The 16,096-nt window shown below is 72.5% G+C and carries 14 protein-coding genes and 1 pseudogene; 5 read left to right on the forward strand and 10 right to left on the reverse strand.

Going from position 1 to position 16,096, the window contains the following annotated elements; all coding sequences use genetic code 11:
* Positions 1 to 109: pseudogene (locus ABZV94_RS25385) on the forward strand (LuxR C-terminal-related transcriptional regulator); the annotation flags it as partial.
* An 86-nt stretch (positions 110 to 195) separates the two neighbouring features.
* Here ABZV94_RS25385 and ABZV94_RS25390 read toward each other — a convergent pair.
* The 4 genes from ABZV94_RS25390 to ABZV94_RS25405 all read right to left on the reverse strand — a co-directional run bounded on the left by ABZV94_RS25390 (position 196) and on the right by ABZV94_RS25405 (position 4,899).
* Entirely contained in the window at positions 196 to 1,707 is a 1,512-nt protein-coding gene (locus ABZV94_RS25390; protein ID WP_356344012.1) for a glycoside hydrolase family 3 protein, read from the reverse strand.
* 7 nt (positions 1,708 to 1,714) lie between these two features.
* Positions 1,715 to 2,545 (reverse strand): carbohydrate ABC transporter permease, encoded by an 831-nt coding sequence (locus tag ABZV94_RS25395; RefSeq protein ID WP_356344015.1) that lies wholly within the window; start codon positions 2,543 to 2,545, stop codon positions 1,715 to 1,717.
* Positions 2,542 to 3,540, reverse strand: a complete 999-nt coding sequence (locus ABZV94_RS25400) for a sugar ABC transporter permease (protein WP_356344017.1) — start codon at positions 3,538 to 3,540, stop codon at positions 2,542 to 2,544. The genes ABZV94_RS25395 and ABZV94_RS25400 overlap by 4 nt, the downstream gene beginning before the upstream one ends.
* Before the next feature lie 78 nt (positions 3,541 to 3,618).
* Entirely contained in the window at positions 3,619 to 4,899 is a 1,281-nt protein-coding gene (locus ABZV94_RS25405) for an extracellular solute-binding protein (RefSeq protein ID WP_356344020.1), read from the reverse strand.
* 302 nt (positions 4,900 to 5,201) lie between these two features.
* On the opposite strand from ABZV94_RS25405, the gene ABZV94_RS25410 reads away from it, so the two are divergent.
* Positions 5,202 to 6,020 carry a GntR family transcriptional regulator gene (locus ABZV94_RS25410; protein ID WP_356344022.1) on the forward strand — a complete coding sequence of 273 codons (819 nt, stop codon included), beginning with the start codon at positions 5,202 to 5,204 and terminating at the stop codon, positions 6,018 to 6,020.
* A 19-nt stretch (positions 6,021 to 6,039) separates the two neighbouring features.
* On the opposite strand, the gene ABZV94_RS25415 is transcribed toward ABZV94_RS25410, so the two are convergent.
* From ABZV94_RS25415 to ABZV94_RS25425, 3 genes are all read right to left on the reverse strand, one after another.
* Entirely contained in the window at positions 6,040 to 6,465 is a 426-nt protein-coding gene (locus ABZV94_RS25415; protein WP_356344024.1) for a DUF6299 family protein, read from the reverse strand.
* Positions 6,466 to 6,610: 145 nt separating this feature from the next.
* Positions 6,611 to 7,009 carry a RidA family protein gene (locus ABZV94_RS25420; protein WP_356344027.1) on the reverse strand — a complete coding sequence of 133 codons (399 nt, stop codon included), beginning with the start codon at positions 7,007 to 7,009 and terminating at the stop codon, positions 6,611 to 6,613.
* Complete coding sequence (locus ABZV94_RS25425) at positions 7,006 to 8,136, reverse strand: acyl-CoA dehydrogenase family protein (RefSeq protein ID WP_356344030.1); 1,131 nt, start codon at positions 8,134 to 8,136, stop codon at positions 7,006 to 7,008. The genes ABZV94_RS25420 and ABZV94_RS25425 overlap by 4 nt, the downstream gene beginning before the upstream one ends.
* 182 nt (positions 8,137 to 8,318) lie before the next feature.
* Between ABZV94_RS25425 and ABZV94_RS25430 the strand changes: the two genes are divergently transcribed.
* Positions 8,319 to 9,911, forward strand: a complete 1,593-nt coding sequence (locus ABZV94_RS25430) for an AMP-binding protein (RefSeq protein WP_356344033.1) — start codon at positions 8,319 to 8,321, stop codon at positions 9,909 to 9,911.
* Positions 9,912 to 9,926: 15 nt separating this feature from the next.
* Complete coding sequence (locus ABZV94_RS25435; RefSeq protein ID WP_356344035.1) at positions 9,927 to 10,739, forward strand: PaaX family transcriptional regulator C-terminal domain-containing protein; 813 nt, start codon at positions 9,927 to 9,929, stop codon at positions 10,737 to 10,739.
* 43 nt (positions 10,740 to 10,782) lie between these two features.
* Here the strand turns inward: ABZV94_RS25435 and ABZV94_RS25440 are convergent, their stop codons facing one another.
* Positions 10,783 to 13,056, reverse strand: coding sequence for a bifunctional salicylyl-CoA 5-hydroxylase/oxidoreductase (locus tag ABZV94_RS25440; protein WP_356344037.1), 2,274 nt, complete (start codon positions 13,054 to 13,056; stop codon positions 10,783 to 10,785).
* 6 nt (positions 13,057 to 13,062) lie between these two features.
* On the reverse strand, positions 13,063 to 13,890 hold the full coding sequence (locus ABZV94_RS25445; protein WP_356344039.1) for an enoyl-CoA hydratase family protein: 828 nt from the start codon (positions 13,888 to 13,890) through the stop codon (positions 13,063 to 13,065).
* Positions 13,891 to 14,198: 308 nt separating this feature from the next.
* On the opposite strand from ABZV94_RS25445, the gene ABZV94_RS25450 reads away from it, so the two are divergent.
* Complete coding sequence (locus ABZV94_RS25450; protein WP_356344041.1) at positions 14,199 to 14,651, forward strand: ATP-binding protein; 453 nt, start codon at positions 14,199 to 14,201, stop codon at positions 14,649 to 14,651.
* Here the strand turns inward: ABZV94_RS25450 and ABZV94_RS25455 are convergent.
* The gene (locus ABZV94_RS25455; protein WP_356344044.1) at positions 14,611 to 16,056 is read right to left on the reverse strand and encodes an amino acid permease; all 1,446 of its coding nucleotides are present in this window, start codon (positions 16,054 to 16,056) and stop codon (positions 14,611 to 14,613) included. The two genes, ABZV94_RS25450 and ABZV94_RS25455, sit on opposite strands and share 41 nt — an antisense overlap.
* Between the last annotated feature and the right edge of the window lie 40 nt (positions 16,057 to 16,096).

Below are 16,096 nucleotides of genomic sequence, written 5' to 3' on the forward strand. Positions count from 1 at the left end.
GCAGCTGTTCATCTCCGTGAAGACGGTGGAGTCCCATGTCTCGGCCGTCCTGCGCAAGCTCCAGCTGTCCAACCGGCATGAGCTGACCCGGTGGGGGGCCGCGCGCCGGCGGGGGTGGCCCCCGCGGGGCCCCCCCGGGCGGGGGTTCCCCGGGGGGGCCCCCCCCCCGCGGGGGGCGGCCGGTGGGGTCGTGGGTCAGCCCGCGACGACGGCTTCCGCCGCCGCCACACCGCAGACCCGGGCGGCGCCGTAGGTGGCGATGTGCAGGGCGCCGCGCGGCGGGGCCTGGGGCAGGCCCATCTCGACGACGACGGTGTCGGGCCGGGCGGCGAGCAGGGTGTCGAGCGCGGAGCCCATCCAGTCGTGCCGGTGTTCGTCGCGGACCACGGCGACGATCCGGCGTCCGCCCGCCGCGTCGAGGACGGCGGCACCGGCACCCTCGCCGGTGAAGGAGCCGGAGGCGCTGCCGGGCAGCCGCCGCTCCAGCTCGGCGGCGACGCCCCAGGGGGTCTGGTCGCCGACGGCGATGTTCGGGGCGGGGTTGAACTGGGCGACGTACACCGGTGCGGTGACCGGTGCGGCGGCGCCCGCGCGGGTCACGGTCAGCGCGCGGCGGGCCGCGACGAGGCCGATCTCCGGGTCGGCCGGGGTCTTCTCGGCGTCGCCGCGGGCCGCGACGGTCCAGGCGGCCAGGTCGCGGACCCGGGCCGCCGCGTCGGCGAGCCGTTCCTCGGGCAGTTCCCCGGAGCGTACGGCGGCCACGAGGGCGTCCCGCAGCTTCAGCACGGTGCCCTCGTCGCACAGTCCGCCGCCCACGCAGATGGCGTCGGCGCCGGCCGCGATGGCGAGGACCACCCCGTGCTCCAGGCCGTAGGTGCCGGCGATCGCCCGCATCTCCATGCCGTCGGTGACGATCAGGCCCTGGTAGCCGAGCTCGCCGCGCAGCAGGTCGGTGAGGACGCGCCGGGACAGGGTGCCGGGGCGGTCGGGGTCCAGGGCGGGGACGAGGATGTGGGCGCTCATGACGGCCCGGGTGCCGGCGGCGATGGCCGCGCGGAACGGGGGCAGTTCGCGCTCGTACAGGGTGTCGGCGTCGACGTCGATGCGGGGTACGGCGTGGTGGGAGTCGACGTTGGTGTCGCCGTGGCCGGGGAAGTGCTTGGTGCAGGCGGCGACGCCGGTGGACTGAAGGCCCTCGACCCAGGCGGCGGTGTGCCGGGCCACCAGGTCGGGGCTCGCGCCGAAGGAGCGGACGCCGATGACGGGGTTGTCGGGGTTGGCGTTGACGTCGGCGGAGGGCGCCCAGTCGAAGGTGACGCCGCAGGCGGCCAGGCGCCGGCCCAGTTCCCGGGAGACGGCCCGGGTGAGAGCGGGGTCGTCGACAGCGCCGAGGGCGTGGTTGCCGGGGAAGGAGGAGCCGGTGCGCACGTCGAGGCGGGTGACGTCGCCGCTCTCCTCGTCGATGGCGACCAGCAGGTCGTCGCGTTCGGCGCGCAGCTGCCGGGTGAGCGCGCTGACCTGCTCCTCGCCGACGACGTTGCGGCCGAACAGGGCGACGGAGGCGAGGCCCTCGCCGATGCGGCGGCGCACCCAGTCGGGCGCGGTGGTGCCGTCGAACCCCGGTTGCAGCACCGCGAGGGCGTCCCGGGCGAGGGCGTCGCCCGCGGCGGAGCCGCTGCCGGACGCGGTGGTGGCGATGGTGGTCATCGGGGCGTCATCCCTTCACGGCGCCGTCGGTGAGACCGCTGACAGCCTTGCGTTGCAGGAAGATGAAGAGGATCAGGATGGGCAGCGCGAACAGGGACGAGGCGGCCATGGTGGCGCCCCAGTCGTCGCCGAAGGCGGTCTGGAACTGGGACAGCCACAGCGGCAGGGTCTGCTTCTCGATGTCCTTGTTGAGGATCAGGACGAGCGGGAACTCGTTCCAGGCGGTGACGAAGCCGAACAGCGAGGTCGCCATCAGACCGGGCGCGAGCAGCGGGAAGATCACCTTGATGAAGGCCTGGGTGCGGGTGCAGCCGTCGATCATCGCCGACTCCTCCAGCTCCTTGGGCACGGCGGCGACGTAGCCGCGCAGCGTGAGGAGGGTCAGCGGGAGCACCATCACCGTGTAGAAGACGGTGAGCGGGACGAGGCTGTTGAGCATGTCGTTGTCCCGGACGATCATGTAGATGGCGATGATCATGACCTCCCAGGGGGCCATCTGCGCCAGCATGAACGTCACGATGAGGCCGCGCCGGCCCTTGAACCGCATCCGCGCGAGGGCGAAGGCGGCGAACAGGGCGATGACGAGCGAGAAGACGACCGACAGGACCGTGACGGTGACGGAGTTGACGACCAGGGTCCAGAAGTGGTCGGCGTCGACGGCCTTCTTGAAGTGTTCGAGGGTGGCGTCGGTCGGGAACCACACCGGGTCCTCGGCGATGATGTCGCCGGTCGGCTTGAAGGCCGTGGCGAACATCCAGTACACGGGGAACACGAAGCCGACGAAGAGGACGACGGCGGTCGCGTTGGGCCAGAAGCGGCCGAAGAGCGAGCGCTTCACAGCTCGTCCTCCTCTTGCTTGAGCACCATGCGCAGGTAGTACGAGGTGATGACGAGCAGGACCAGGATGGTCAGGAAGGAGATGGCGGCGCCGACTCCGAAGTGCTGGTTGCCGACACCCTCGACGTAGGCGTAGATCGGCAGGGTCTCGGTGAGGTGGTCGGGGCCGCCCTCGTTCATCGCGAAGATCTGTGGGAACGCCTTGAAGATCCAGATGACTTCGAGGAAGGTCGTGGCGTACAGGAAGGGCCGCAGGAACGGCAGGGTCACCGAGGTGAAGCTCTTCCAGGCGCCGGCGCCGTCCAGGGAGGCGGCCTCGTACAGCTCGCGGGGGATCGTGGTGGTGGCCGCGTAGAGGTTGATCGCCACGAAGGGTATGGACTGCCAGACCAGGAGCAGGGTGATCACGGCGAAGGTGGAGAACTGGGTCTGGAGCCAGTTGTGGTCGGCCATGGAGTGCCAGCCGAGCTTGTCCAGCACCCAGTTGACGACACCGAAGCGCTGGGCGAACAGCCACTGGTAGACGGTGGTGGCCGCGATGACCGGCATGGCCCACGCGAGGACGAGACCGATCATCAGCAGCAGCCGCATCTTGGCACCGAGGCGGGCCAGCAGCAGGCCGACCAGGGTGCCGAGCACCATGATCAGTGCGACGTTGACGGCGGTGAAGAAGACGGAGCGCTCGACGACGCGCCAGAAGTCCCCGCCGCTCAGCACCTCCCGGTAGTTGTCGACGCCGTTCCACTCGGTGAGGTGCTGGATGAGCTGGCGCGGGTTGAGGTTCTGGAACGACAGCATGCCGTTCTTGACCAGGGGCCAGCCGAGGAGCACCGCGGTGGCCAGCAGCGCGGGCAGCAGGAGCAGGTAGGGGGCGGCGGCTCCGCGCCGGGACGGGGCGCCGGCGGTGCGGCTGTCACCGCGCGGCGGGGCCGGCACCCGGGCCTTGCGGACAGCGGGCTCCCCGGCCGTGTCCGTGCCTTCGGTCTGCACTGACATGAGTTGCCATCTCTTCCGTGGCCGTACGGACGACACAGGTGAGCCGGGGGCGCGAGCGCGGCGCCCCCGGCGCGGTCATCAGTTCTGCTGGGCCAGGCGCTTGTTGATCTCGCCCTCGACCTGCTTGGCGGCGTCCGCCGGGGACTTGCCGTTCAGCACGGCCGTCATGTACGACTTGATCGGGTTCGGGTTGTTCTCCACCGCGCCCCACTCGGGGATCAGCGGGGTGGTGCCACCGACCGCGGCACCGGGGGCGGCGGCCTCGGCGACGGCGTTGCCCTTGAGGTTCGACTCCAGGGACTGCTTGTTCGGGATGACGCCGTTGAGCTTGGCCAGTTCGCCCTCGTACTGGTCGGACAGGGCGATCTTCAGGAACTCCTTGGCCAGGGCCTGCTTCTTGCTGCCCTCGGCGACGGCGAGGTTGGAGCCGCCGAGGAAGACGCCCTCGGGCTTGTCGGCGCTCTCACCGGGAATGGTGAAGTAGCCGAGGTCCTTCTCGATGGCCTTGTTGGCGGTGACGGCCGTACCGGCCTCCCAGCCCATGCCGATGAACGCGCCGGTCTTGCCCTTGGCGAAGACCTCGGCCTGCTGCGGGGTGGCCTCGTCCTTGTCCTTGGGGGCCTTGGAGTAGGAGGCGTACTTCTTGTAGATCTCCATGGCCTTGGCGACCTTGGGGTCACCGAGGTTGGAGACGTACTTGTCGCCGTCCTTCTTCACCAGGTCGGCGCCCTGGCCGATGGTCAGGCCGTCGAAGAAGTACCAGTTCTGGCCGGGCAGGTAGAGCGGCTCGGCGTCGGTCTTCTTGCCGATGGCCTCCAGGTCCTTGAAGAACTCGTCCCGGGTCTTCGGGGTGTCCTTGATGCCGGCCTTGGCCCAGATCTTCTTGTTGTAGATGACGACGCGGTTGGCGAAGTACCAGGGGGCGGCGTACTGCTTGCCGTCGTAGACGGAGGACTGCGAGACCGACGGCGTCCAGTCGGCGCCGATCTCCTTCTTCAGGTCGCTCAGGTCGGCGAGGCCGCCGGTGGCCGCGTAGGCCGGGGTCTGGGTGTTGCCGACCTCCAGCACGTCCGGCGGGTTGGACTCGGAGAGGGCGGTGGTGATCTTCTGCTGGATCCCGTCCCACTTCTGCGTCTCGAACTTCAGCTTGGCGCCGGTCTTCTTCTCGAACGCGGCCGTGACGTCCTTGACCCACTGGTCCGGCGTGGAGCCGTCCATCGCCCAGACCGTCAGGGTCTGGCCCTTGAAGCTGTCCGGTCCCGCGTTCTTGCCGCTGTCGTCGCCGTCGTCCCCGCCGCACGCCGACACGGAGACCATCATGCCCGCGATCACGATCGCGGCCGCAAGCTTGCGCTTCACGCCACCCTCCTCAGGGATGCCACTAACCCCCCACGCCCTCGGCGGTGACCTGCGTACGACGCTGTTGCACGTAGGGCTCGGGACCTGGCCACTAATGGTGTAGACCAGTACGGTGGAGCTTGGCCTAGACCTTTTGGAGTGTCAAGGGTGGTTCGGAAAGCCGGTCCGGGCCGTTACGAGAAAGTCACCGGAGCGCGTCCGTCCGCATTCCGTCCCTTTCGCCCGGACCGTTCATTTGGACTAGACCATAGGGCTGTTGCTCGCTATAACGGGAGACCGTCGACACAGCCGGGAAGGCAGGCATGACCACCGACGTCAGCAGCGCCCAGCCGTACAGGGGGGCGTCCGGCCGCACCGCGCGCGTGCCGAAGTACTACCGGATCAAGCAGCAGCTGCTCTCCATGGCCGAGGCGCTGCAGCCCGGTTCGGCCATGCCCGCGGAACGTCTGCTCGCCGTCCGGTTCGACACCTCGCGGACCACCGTGCGGCAGGCGCTCCAGGAACTCGTGGGCGAGGGCCGGCTCGACCGGATCCAGGGCAAGGGCACCTTCGTCGCCCAGCCCAAGCTCTACCGCACGCTCCACCTCACCTCGCACACCGAGGACATGCGGGCCCAGGGCCTCACGCCCGCCTCGCAGACGCTGGACATCGGGGAGGTCCCGGCGGACGAGAAGCTGGCGGGCCTGCTGGGCATCGCCATCGGCGAGAAGGTGCTGCGCATCGAGCGGCTGCGGCTGGCCAGCGGCGACCCGATGGCGATCGAGACGACCCATCTGTCCGTGCGCCGCTTCCCGGGCCTGCGCCGTTCCCTGGCCACCTGCCCGTCGCTCTACACGGCGCTCGCCGAGGTGTACGGCGTCCATCTCGCCGAGGCCGACGAGACCATCGAGACCTCGCTGTCGACCCCGCGCGAGGCCCAACTGCTGGGCACCGACGTGGGGCTGCCGATGCTGCTGCTGTCCCGGCACTCGCGGGACGCGGCGGGCACCCCGGTGGAATGGGTCCGCTCGGTGTACCGGGGTTCCCGCTACAAGTTCGTCGCCGCCCTGCGCCGGCCGGGCGCCCCGGTGGTCCGGCGCAGGACGGCTCCGCCGGACCGGGACGGGGCCGGCCGCCTGTGACGGGGTGCCGCGTCCGGCGTCACTCCTGGGTGAGCGTGACGGTCCGGTCCGTCACCGCGTGGAACGCCGGCAGCAGGAGGATGCCCGACGGGCGCAGCTCGGTGAGCGTGGCCTCCACCCGCGCCGTCCCCGCCTTCAGCGCCCCGGGCGTGACCTTGCCGGAGTTCTCCCAGCGGTGCTCGGCACCGTCGCACCGGGCGGTGCCGCCGCCGACGCCGTGCCGGAGGCGGGCGTCGCCCTGACTGACCGAGGAACTGACGAACACCGGCCCGGTGCCGCCGGTGCAGCGGTAGGTGCCGGACAGCGTCACCGTGCCGTCGGGCGCGATCCGGCCGACGGGGTCGACGGTGATCAGCTCGGCGGGGTCGGCGCAGGCCGGGGTGACGGCGGCGCACAGCAGGGCCGCGGCACCGAGGGCCGAGGCGAGGAGGGGGCGTACGGGCACGGGGTACCTCCCGGTTCCAGGGGTTCGAGGGTCTCCACTGGTACCGGGCGGCCGGGTCGGCGGACGTGACCGTCACCCCATCGGTGGCGCGTCATGAAACCGAACGGGCCAGGTCACACGGGGTACGGCCGGACGCCACCGGGGGCTACGGCAGGACGGCGAACCCGTCCAGCTCCACCAGCGCCCGCTCGTCCCACAGGCGTACGACCTCCACGACGGCCATCGCCGGATAGTCGCGGCCCGCCGACTCCCGCCAGATCCGGCCCAGTTCGCGCGCGTGGGCGCGGTAGGCGGCGACGTCCGTGGCGTAGACGGTGACCCGGGCCAGGTCGGCGGGGGCGCCGCCGGCCGCGCGCAGGGCGGTGAGGAGGTTGCCGAGGGCCTTCGCGAACTGCTCGGGCAGCGTGTCGCCGGTGATCTTGCCGTCGGTGTCCAGGGCGGTCTGCCCGGCGAGGAACACCACGCGCGAGCCGGCCGCGACGACGGCGTGCGAGAAGCCCGTGGGCGGGGACAGCTCGGGCGGGTTGACGCGCTCGGTCGTCACCGTGCCTCCTTCCGGGCCGTGGCGTACAACTCCTTGGCGATGATGCCGCGCTGGACCTCGCTGGCGCCCTCGTAGATGCGGGGGGCGCGCACCTCGCGGTAGAGGTGTTCGAGGAGGTGGCCGCGGCGCAGGGCGCGGGCGCCGTGCAGCTGGACGGCGGTGTCGACGACGTACTGCGCGGTCTCGGTGGCGAGCAGCTTGGCCATCGCGGCGCGCCGCGGCACGTCGGCGGCTCCGGCGTCGTGGGCCGCAGCGGCCGCGTACACCATGAGCCGGGCCGCCTCGGTGCGCAGGGCCATCTCGGCGACCTGGTGGGCCACGGCCTGAAGGTCCATCAGTGTGCCGTGGAAGGCCTCGCGCCGGCTGGTGTGGGCCACGGTGGCGTCCAGCGCCGCCTGGGCCATGCCGACCGCGAAGGCGCCGACGCTGGGGCGGAAGAGGTTGAGGGTGCCCATGGCGACGGCGAAGCCGCGGTCGGGCTCGCCGAGCACATCGGCGGCGGTGACCGGGACGGCGTCGAAGCCGAGGGTGCCGATGGGGTGCGGCGAGATCATCTCCAGCGGGCTGCCGGTGAGTCCGGGCCGGTCGGCGGGGACGAGGAAGGCGGTCACCCCGCGGGCTCCGGCGCCGGGCGTGGTGCGGGCGAAGACGGTGTAGAAGTCGGCCTCGGGGGCGTTGGAGATCCAGCACTTGGCGCCGGTGAGCCGCCAGCCCCCGCCGTCGGGCTCGGCCATGAGAGCCAGGGCCGCCGCGTCCGAGCCGGCGCCCGGCTCGCTGAGCGCGAAGGCGGCGACCGCGCTGCCGTCGGCGACCCGGGGCAGCCAGCGCTCCCGCTGGGCCGGGGTCCCGTGGGCGTGCACCGGGTGGGCGCCGAGTCCCTGGAGGGCGAGGGCGGTCTCGGCCTCGGTGCAGGCCTGGGCCAGGGACTCCCGCATCAGGCACAGGTCCAGCGCACCGGAGTCGAACAGGCGTGCGAGCAGGCCCAGTCGGCCGAGTTCGGCGAGGAGCGACCGGTTGACACGGCCGGGTTCCCCCTGGCCGGCGAGCGGGCGCAGCCGTTCGGCGGCCAGCTCGCGCAGCTCGGCACACCAGGCGGTCTGCTCCGGTCCGAGTGAGAATGCGGACACAGCCGGTCCTCCCTCCGGGGCGGGCCCATGGCCGTCCCCACGCCCTTCCCTACCCACCTCCCGACGTTATCGCGCACAGTTGACTGCCGTCACCAAGGCGATACGCTCGATGCGCGAGCCCACCAGCAAGCCCGTTCGGACATCGGTCGCGGACACCTGTCACGGCAAGGGGGCGGACCACCATGCATCTCTCGGCCCACGTCGACACCTTCGCGCGCGACCACCTGCCCCCGCCGCACGAGTGGCCCGAGCTGCGGTTCGACCTGCCGGAGCTGCGCTACCCCGACCGGCTGAACTGCGCCGCCGAACTCCTCGACCACGCCGACCCGGCCCGCCCGGCGTTCCACACCCCCGACGGCCCCACCTGGAGCTACGGGGAACTGCGCACGCGGGTCGACCGGATCGCGCACCTGCTCACGGGCTCCCTGGGCGTGGTCCCGGGCAACCGGGTGCTGCTGCGCGGCCCCACCACGCCCTGGCTCGCCGCCTGCTGGCTGGCCGTGCTGAAGGCGGGCGCGGTCGCGGTCACCGTGCTGGCCCAGCAGCGCCCGCACGAGCTGGCGACCCTGTGCGAGATCGCCCGGGTGGGGCACGCCCTGTGCGACATCCGGGTGGTGGACGACCTGGCGAAGGCCTCGATACCCGGGCTGCGGATCACGACGTACGGCGGTGACACCCCCGACGACCTGCTGTGCCGGCCGGCGCCCGCGGACCCCTACCCGGCGGTGGACACCGCCTCCGACGACGTCGCCCTGATCGCGTTCACCTCCGGCACGACGGGTCGCCCGAAAGGGTGCATGCACTTCCACCGGGACGTGCTGGCCATAGCCGACACGTTCTCACGGCATGTGCTGCGCCCCCATGAGGACGACGTCTTCGCCGGCAGCCCCCCGCTGGGCTTCACCTTCGGCCTCGGCGGACTGGTGGTCTTCCCGCTGCGGGCCGGGGCCAGCGCCCTGCTCCTCGAACAGGCGGGCCCCCGGCAACTGCTGCCCGCGATAGCCGAGCACCGCGTCTCCGTCCTCTTCACCGCGCCCACCGCCTACCGCACCATGCTGGACGAGCTGGACACCTACGACGTGTCGTCCCTGCGGCGGTGCGTGTCGGCCGGCGAGAACCTGCCCACGGCCACCTGGCGGGCCTGGCACGACCGCACGGGCCTGCGCCTCATCAACGGCATCGGCGCCACCGAACTGCTGCACATCTTCATCTCCGCCGCCGACGAGCACATCCGGCCCGGGACCACGGGACTGCCGGTGCCGGGCTGGCAGGCACGCGTCCAGGACGCCGACGGCAAGCCCGTGCCCGACGGCGAGCCCGGCCTCCTGGCCGTCCGCGGCCCGGTCGGCTGCCGCTACCTGGCCGACCCCCGGCAGCGGCACTACGTCCAGGGGGGCTGGAACGTCACCGGCGACACCTACGTCCGCGAGGCCGACGGCTACTTCCGCTACGTGGCCCGCGCCGACGACATGATCATCTCCGCCGGGTACAACATCGCGGGCCCCGAGGTGGAGGAGGCGCTGCTGCGCCATCCGGACGTGGCCGAGACGGCGGTCGTCGGCCGCCCCGACGAGGCCCGCGGCCAGGTGGCGATCGCCTACACGGTGCTGCGCGCCGGGGCCCGGCGCGACCCGGAGGCCCTGCGCGCGTTCCTCACCTCCCAGCTGGCGCCCTACAAGTGCCCGCGCGAGTTCGTGTTCCTCGACGCGCTGCCCCGCACGGCCACCGGCAAGCTGCAGCGGTTCCGGCTGCGCACCGGAGGTGACCAGCAGTGATGCCGACGACCTAAAATGATCAACGTGTCCGAGCAGCACGCCCCCAGGTCCCTCATCGTCACGCTCTACGGCGCGTACGGCCGCTTCATGCCCGGCCCGGTGCCCGTCGCCGAGCTGATCCGGCTCCTGGCCGCGGTCGGCGTGGACGCTCCCTCCGTGCGCTCGTCGGTGTCCCGGCTCAAACGGCGCGGCCTGCTGCTGCCGGCCCGCACCGAGTCCGGCGCGGCCGGCTACGAACTCTCCGCCGAGGCACGGCAGTTGCTGGAGGACGGGGACCGGCGCATCTACGCGGACGCGCCCGTCGCGGACGAGGGCTGGGTGCTCGCGGTGTTCTCGGTCCCGGAGTCGGAGCGGCAGAAGCGGCACGTGCTGCGCTCCCGGCTGGCCGGCCTGGGCTTCGGCACGGCGGCCCCGGGGGTGTGGATCGCACCGGCCCGGCTGTACGAGGAGACGGAGCACACCCTGCGCCGGCTGCGCCTGGACGCGTACGTGGACTTCTTCCGCGGCGAGCACCTGGGCTTCGCGGCCACGGCCGAGGCGGTGGGCCGCTGGTGGGACCTGGCCGCGATCGCCAAGGAGCACGAGCGCTTCCTGGACGCGCACGCGCCCGCGCTCCAGGCCTGGGAACGCCGGCCGGGCACCCCGCCCCAGGAGGCGTACCACGACTACCTCCTCGCCCTCGACTCCTGGCGCCACCTGCCCTACACCGACCCGGGCCTGCCCACCGACCTCCTCCCGGCGAACTGGCCGGGCGTCCGCTCGGCCCAGGTCTTCCGCCGCCTGCACGAACGGCTGCGCGACGCGGGCGCGGAGTTCGCGGGGCTGTGACACCGTTCCCCGTGGCCGGCCCGATCCGAACGACAGGGCCTGGCTAGGGTTCGAGGCTGAGGGAGAGCCGGGGCCGGGGCGCGTCCGTGCGGCCGGTACGCAGGGGGCGGCTGCCCGCCCGGTAGGGGGCCGGCCAGGGTGCGCCGGGTCCCTCGTAGCCCTGTTCGGCCGCCGCGTGCAGGGTCCAGTGCGGGTCGTACAGGTGCGGCCGGGCCAGCGCGCACAGATCCGCCCGCCCGGCCAGGATCAGCGAGTTGACGTCGTCCCACGAGGAGATCGCGCCGACCGCGATCACCGGGACGCGGACCTCGTGCCGGATCCGGTCGGCGAACGGCGTCTGGTACGACCGCCCGAACTCCGGCCGCTCCTCGGCCACCACCTGCCCGGTGGAGACGTCGATGGCGTCGGCGCCGTGCGCGGCGAAGGCGCGGGCGATCCCGACGGCGTCCTCGGCGGTCGTCCCGCCCTCCGCCCAGTCGGTCGCCGAGATCCGCACCGTCATCGGCCGCTCGGCCGGCCACACCGCGCGGACGGCGTCGAAGACCTCCAGCGGGAACCGCAGCCGCTTCTCCAGGGAGCCGCCGTAGGCGTCGGTGCGGTGGTTGGTGAGCGGGGAGAGGAAACCGGAGAGCAGATAGCCGTGGGCGCAGTGCAGTTCGAGCAGGTCGAAGCCGGCCCGGGCGGCCCGCCAGGCCGCCGCCGCGAACTGCTCGCGGATGTCGGTGAGCTGGGCGCGGGAGAGCTGGCGCGGGATCTGGCCGCCCGGCTTGTACGGCAGCGGGGAGGGGGCGACGACCGGCCAGTTGCCGCTGGGCAGCGGCTCGTCCATGCCCTCCCACATCAGCTTCGTGGAGCCCTTGCGGCCGGAGTGCCCGAGCTGCACGCCGATCGCGGTGCCCGGGGACTGGCGGTGCACGAAGTCGGTGACCCGCCGCCACGCCTCGGCCTGCCGGCCGGTGTAGAGGCCGGCGCAGCCGGGGGTGATCCGGCCCTCCTCGCTGACGCACACCATCTCGGTCATCACGAGGCCGGCCCCGCCGAGGGCACGGGCGCCCAGGTGGACGAGGTGGAAGTCGCCGGGGACGCCGTCGCCGGCGGAGTACATGTCCATCGGTGACACGACGACCCGGTTGCGCAGGGTCAGGCCGCGCAGCCGGAACGGCGTGAACATCGGGGGCGTGCCGGGCGGGCAGCCGAACTCGCGCTCCACGGCCCCGGTGAAGTGGGCGTCGCGCAGCCGGAGGTTGTCGTGGGTGACCCGGCGGCTCCGGGTGAGCAGGTTGAAGGCGAACTGGCGGGGCGGCTGGCCCAGGTACAGCCGCAGGTTCTCGAACCACTCCAGGCTGGCCCGGGCGGCCCGCTGCGTGGAGGCGACGACGGGCTTGCGCTCCTCCTCGTAGGCCGCCAGCGCGCCGGGCACGTCGGGCTGCTCCGTCAGACAGGCGGCCAGGGCGAGGGCGTCCTCGACGGCGAGCTTGGTGCCGGAGCCGATGGAGAAGTGGGCGGTGTGGGCCGCGTCGCCGAGCAGCACGACGTTGCCGTGCGACCAGCGGTCGTTGACCACGGTACGGAAGGTGGTCCAGGCGGACTTGTTGGAGCGCAGGGGGCGTCCGCCGAGGGCGTCGGCGAAGATCTTGGCGCAGCGTTCGACGGACTCCTGCGGGGTGAGTTCGTCGTGTCCCGCGGCCCGCCAGACCTCCTCGCGCATCTCGATGATCACCGTGGAGGAGTCCGCCGCATAGGGGTAGCCGTGCAGTTGCATCACGCCGTGTTCGGTCTCGGCGATCTCGAAGCGGAAGGCGTCGAAGGGGAAGTCGGCGGCGAGCCAGATGTAGCGGCAGTGGTGCGCGGTCACCTGGGGGCGGAACACACGGGAGTAGGTCTCGCGGGTGGTGCTGTGGACACCGTCGGCGGCGATGACGAGGTCGTGCTCCGCCGAGAGCCGGTCGACGGGCGGCGCCTCGGTGGAGAACCGCAGCTCCACGCCCAGGGAGCGGCAGCGTGTGTGCAGGATCTCCAGCAGCCGGTGCCGGCCGAGCGCGGCGAATCCGTGGCCGCCGGAGCGGTGCCGTATGCCGCGGCGCACTATGTCGATGTCGTTCCAGCGGACGAAGTCGCGCCGCAGGGCCTCGTAGACGACGGGGTCGGCGTGTTCGATGCCGCCGAGGGTCTCGTCGGAGAGGACCACGCCGAAGCCGAAGGTCTCGTCGGGGGCGTTGCGCTCCCAGACGGTGACGTCGCGGGTGGGGTCGAGGCGTTTCAGCAGGGCCGCGGCGTACAGCCCGCCGGGGCCTCCGCCGATGATCGCCACGCGCACCGGACCTCACCTCCCCCGCCACTTCGGCGGGCGCTTCTCCGTAAAGGCCGCGTGGAACTCCGCGTAGTCCTCGCCGTTCATCAGCAGGGCCTGGGTCGAGGCGTCCAGTTCCACCGCGGCCGCCAGGGGCATGTCCAGTTCGGCCGTGAGCAGCGCCTTGGTCTGGGCGTGGGCCAGGGCCGGGCCCTCGGCCAGCCGGCGGGCCAGTTCGGCGGCCGTCTCGTCGGCCCGGCCCTCCTCCGCCAGCTCGCTGATCAGGCCGATGCGCTCGGCCTCGGGGGCCCGCACCGGCTCGCCCAGCATCAGCAGGCGGGTGGCGTGGCCGAGGCCGACGACCCGGGGCAGCAGGTAGGCCGCGCCCATGTCGCCGCCGGACAGGCCGACCCGGGTGAAGAGGAAGGCGAAGCGGGCCGAGGGGTCCGCGATCCGGAAGTCGGCCGCCAGGGCGAGCACCGCACCCGCGCCGGCCGCGACGCCGTGCACCGCCGCGATCACCGGGAACGGGCATTCGCGGATCGCCCGGACGACCTGGCCGGTCATCCGGTTGAAGTCGAGCAGCTGGGCCGTGTCCATGGCCAGCGTGGCGCCGATGATCTCGTCCACGTCGCCGCCGGAGCAGAAGCCGCGGCCCTCGCCGGCCAGGACCAGGGCGCGCACCGCGCGCTCCCGGGACAGTTCGGCGAGCAGATCGCGCAGGTCGGCGTAGGCGCCGAAGGTGAGCGCGTTGAGTTTCTCGGGGCGGGCGAGGGTGACGGTGGCCACCCCGTCGGCGATCTTGACCCGCAGGTGCGCCCAGTCGGCGGTGCGGGTGGCGGAGCCGGTGAAGGGACTCATGACGTGCGGCCTCCTAGGCGGCGGTGCCGTACGTTGCTCTACCCCATGAAGTTATCACCTGTTTGTGACTGTCGTCACCAGGGCGCGACATGCCTGCCCGGTCGGCCCCGGCGACCGGCTGGATGCCGTCGCATCGGTCACCGGTTGTCGACAGCGCCGTAACAGTGCGGACGCGCGGGGGAGGCGGGCCGTCCGCGCGGGTAGGCCGCCTGGTGCCGGGGCCGGGGGCCCCGGGGCACGGCCCGGCGACGGCCTCGAGAGGCCGGGCCCGTACCATTCCTACAGTCGAAAGCAGGACAGCCTGCTCCATGAACGGACTCGCCTTGCACGAACGCCCCGCCGAATCGGCCTCCTGGCGCATCGCGCTGCCGCACACCGCAGCGGCGGTGCCCGTGGCGCGTGCCCTGGTGCGCTCGGCCCTCACCGAGGTGCAGCACGTGGCCGACTGCGACACGGCGGAGCTGCTCACGGCCGAGCTGGTGGCCAACGCGGTGGAGCACACCGCCGGGCGCGGCCCGATAGAGCTGGTGGTGGAGCTGGCGCCGACCGGCTGCCAGGTCGAGGTGCACGACCCGGACCCGGCGCCGCCCGGGCACCTGACCCGGCCCGTGATCGAGGAGCCCGACGTCTGGCAGGAGGGCGGGCGCGGGCTGCTGCTGATCCGCGCCCTCAGCTCGTCCTGCGGGCACCGCCCCACCCCGTCGGGCAAGGCGGTCTGGTTCAGACTGCCTGTGGTTCCCGCTCAGCGCCGGCCGGCGTGACCTCGGCGGCCGGCCGCGCCAGCGTGGAGTGCCGGCGGCCGTAGACGCCGTAGACCAGCAGGCCCACCGCGAGGAACACGGCGAACTGGAGCCAGGTCCGCCAGCCCGTCTCGTACATCAGGTACAGGCAGAAGGCGATGCCGAGCAGCGGGGCCACCGGGTAGAGCGGCACCCGGAAGCTGCGGGCGAGGCCCGGTTCGCGGCGGCGCAGGGCGATCACCACGACGTTGACGACGGCCATGATGGCGAGCGTGCCGATGGTGCACAGGTTCATCACGGCGTCCAGGGAGGCGAAGGCCGCCGGGAGCGCGAAGACGACCGCGACGATCAGGGTGCCGGCGACCGGCGTGGAGGTCCTGGGGCTGACCTTCTCGAAGACGCGCGGGATCAGGCCGTCCCGGGACATCGACATCAGGATGCGGGTCTGGCCGTACATCACGGCGAGGACCACGGAGGCGATGGCGACGACCGCGCCGAAGGCGATGACCCCGCCGCCGACGGTGGAGCCGGTGACCTCGTTGACGACGTAGGAGAGGGCGGCGGGGCGGCCGGCGACCCGGTCGCCGCCGATGGCGCCGATCGCCGCGAGCCCGACCGCGCAGTACAGCAGCGTCACGAGCCCCATGCACACCATGATCGCGACCGGGATGTCCCGGCGCGGGTTCTTCGCCTCCTCGCCGGCGGTGGTGATCGCGTCGAAGCCGATGTAGGAGAAGAACGCGGCGGTGGTGCCCGCGCCGATGCCGCCGAGGCCGGCCGGGGAGAACGGGGTGAGGTTGCCGTGCTTGAACGCGCTGTAGCCGATGGCGCAGAAGGCGAGCAGGATCGCGAGTTTCACGGCGGCCATGGCGGCGGTGGCCCGGGCGCTCTCGCGCACCCCGCGCACCAGCAGCACGGACGCCATGGCGATGACGAGCACGGCGGGAAGGTTGACCAGGCCGCCGTCGCCGGGGCCGGCGGACAGGGCGGCCGGGAGCTGGAGGCCGGTGAGGCTGTGCAGCAGTTCGTTGACGTACTCGCTCCAGCCGACGGCGACGGCCGAGATGGAGATGCCGTACTCCAGCAGCAGGCACCAGCCGACCAGGAAGGCGGTGGACTCGCCGAGGCCCGCGTACGCGAAGGAGTACGAGGAGCCGGAGACCGGGATGGCACCGCCCAGCTCCGCGAACGAGAAGGCGGTGAAGACGCAGGTCAGCGCGGCGAGGACGAAGGAGATGACGACGGCGGGACCGGCCTGCGCGACCGAGTCGGACAGGCCGACGAAGATGCCGGTGCCGACGATGGCGCCGACGCCGAAGCAGATGAGCTGGAAGAGGCCCATGGTGCGCTTCAGGCCGTGTCCCTCGCGGTCGGCTCCGGATTCGGCGACGAGCAGGTGCGGGGACTTGATGCGGGGAGCGGGCATGCGGGTGGTGCTCGTTTCTGGTGGTGCGGGCGCCCGTCGT

This window comes from Streptomyces sp. NPDC004658 (assembly GCF_040609555.1).
Lineage (GTDB): Bacteria > Actinomycetota > Actinomycetes > Streptomycetales > Streptomycetaceae > Streptomyces.

Bases quoted from the DNA above. Each gene is read 5' to 3' on its own strand.
- ABZV94_RS25390 (WP_356344012.1), bottom strand. From the start codon at position 1,707: ATGACCACCATCGCCACCACCGCGTCCGGCAGCGGCTCCGCCGCGGGC.
- ABZV94_RS25400 (WP_356344017.1), bottom strand. From the start codon at position 3,540: ATGTCAGTGCAGACCGAAGGCACGGACACGGCCGGGGAGCCCGCTGTC.
- ABZV94_RS25410 (WP_356344022.1), top strand. From the start codon at position 5,202: ATGACCACCGACGTCAGCAGCGCCCAGCCGTACAGGGGGGCGTCCGGC.
- ABZV94_RS25430 (WP_356344033.1), top strand. From the start codon at position 8,319: ATGCATCTCTCGGCCCACGTCGACACCTTCGCGCGCGACCACCTGCCC.
- ABZV94_RS25435 (WP_356344035.1), top strand. From the start codon at position 9,927: ATGATCAACGTGTCCGAGCAGCACGCCCCCAGGTCCCTCATCGTCACG.
- ABZV94_RS25445 (WP_356344039.1), bottom strand. From the start codon at position 13,890: ATGAGTCCCTTCACCGGCTCCGCCACCCGCACCGCCGACTGGGCGCAC.
- ABZV94_RS25450 (WP_356344041.1), top strand. From the start codon at position 14,199: ATGAACGGACTCGCCTTGCACGAACGCCCCGCCGAATCGGCCTCCTGG.
- ABZV94_RS25455 (WP_356344044.1), bottom strand. From the start codon at position 16,056: ATGCCCGCTCCCCGCATCAAGTCCCCGCACCTGCTCGTCGCCGAATCC.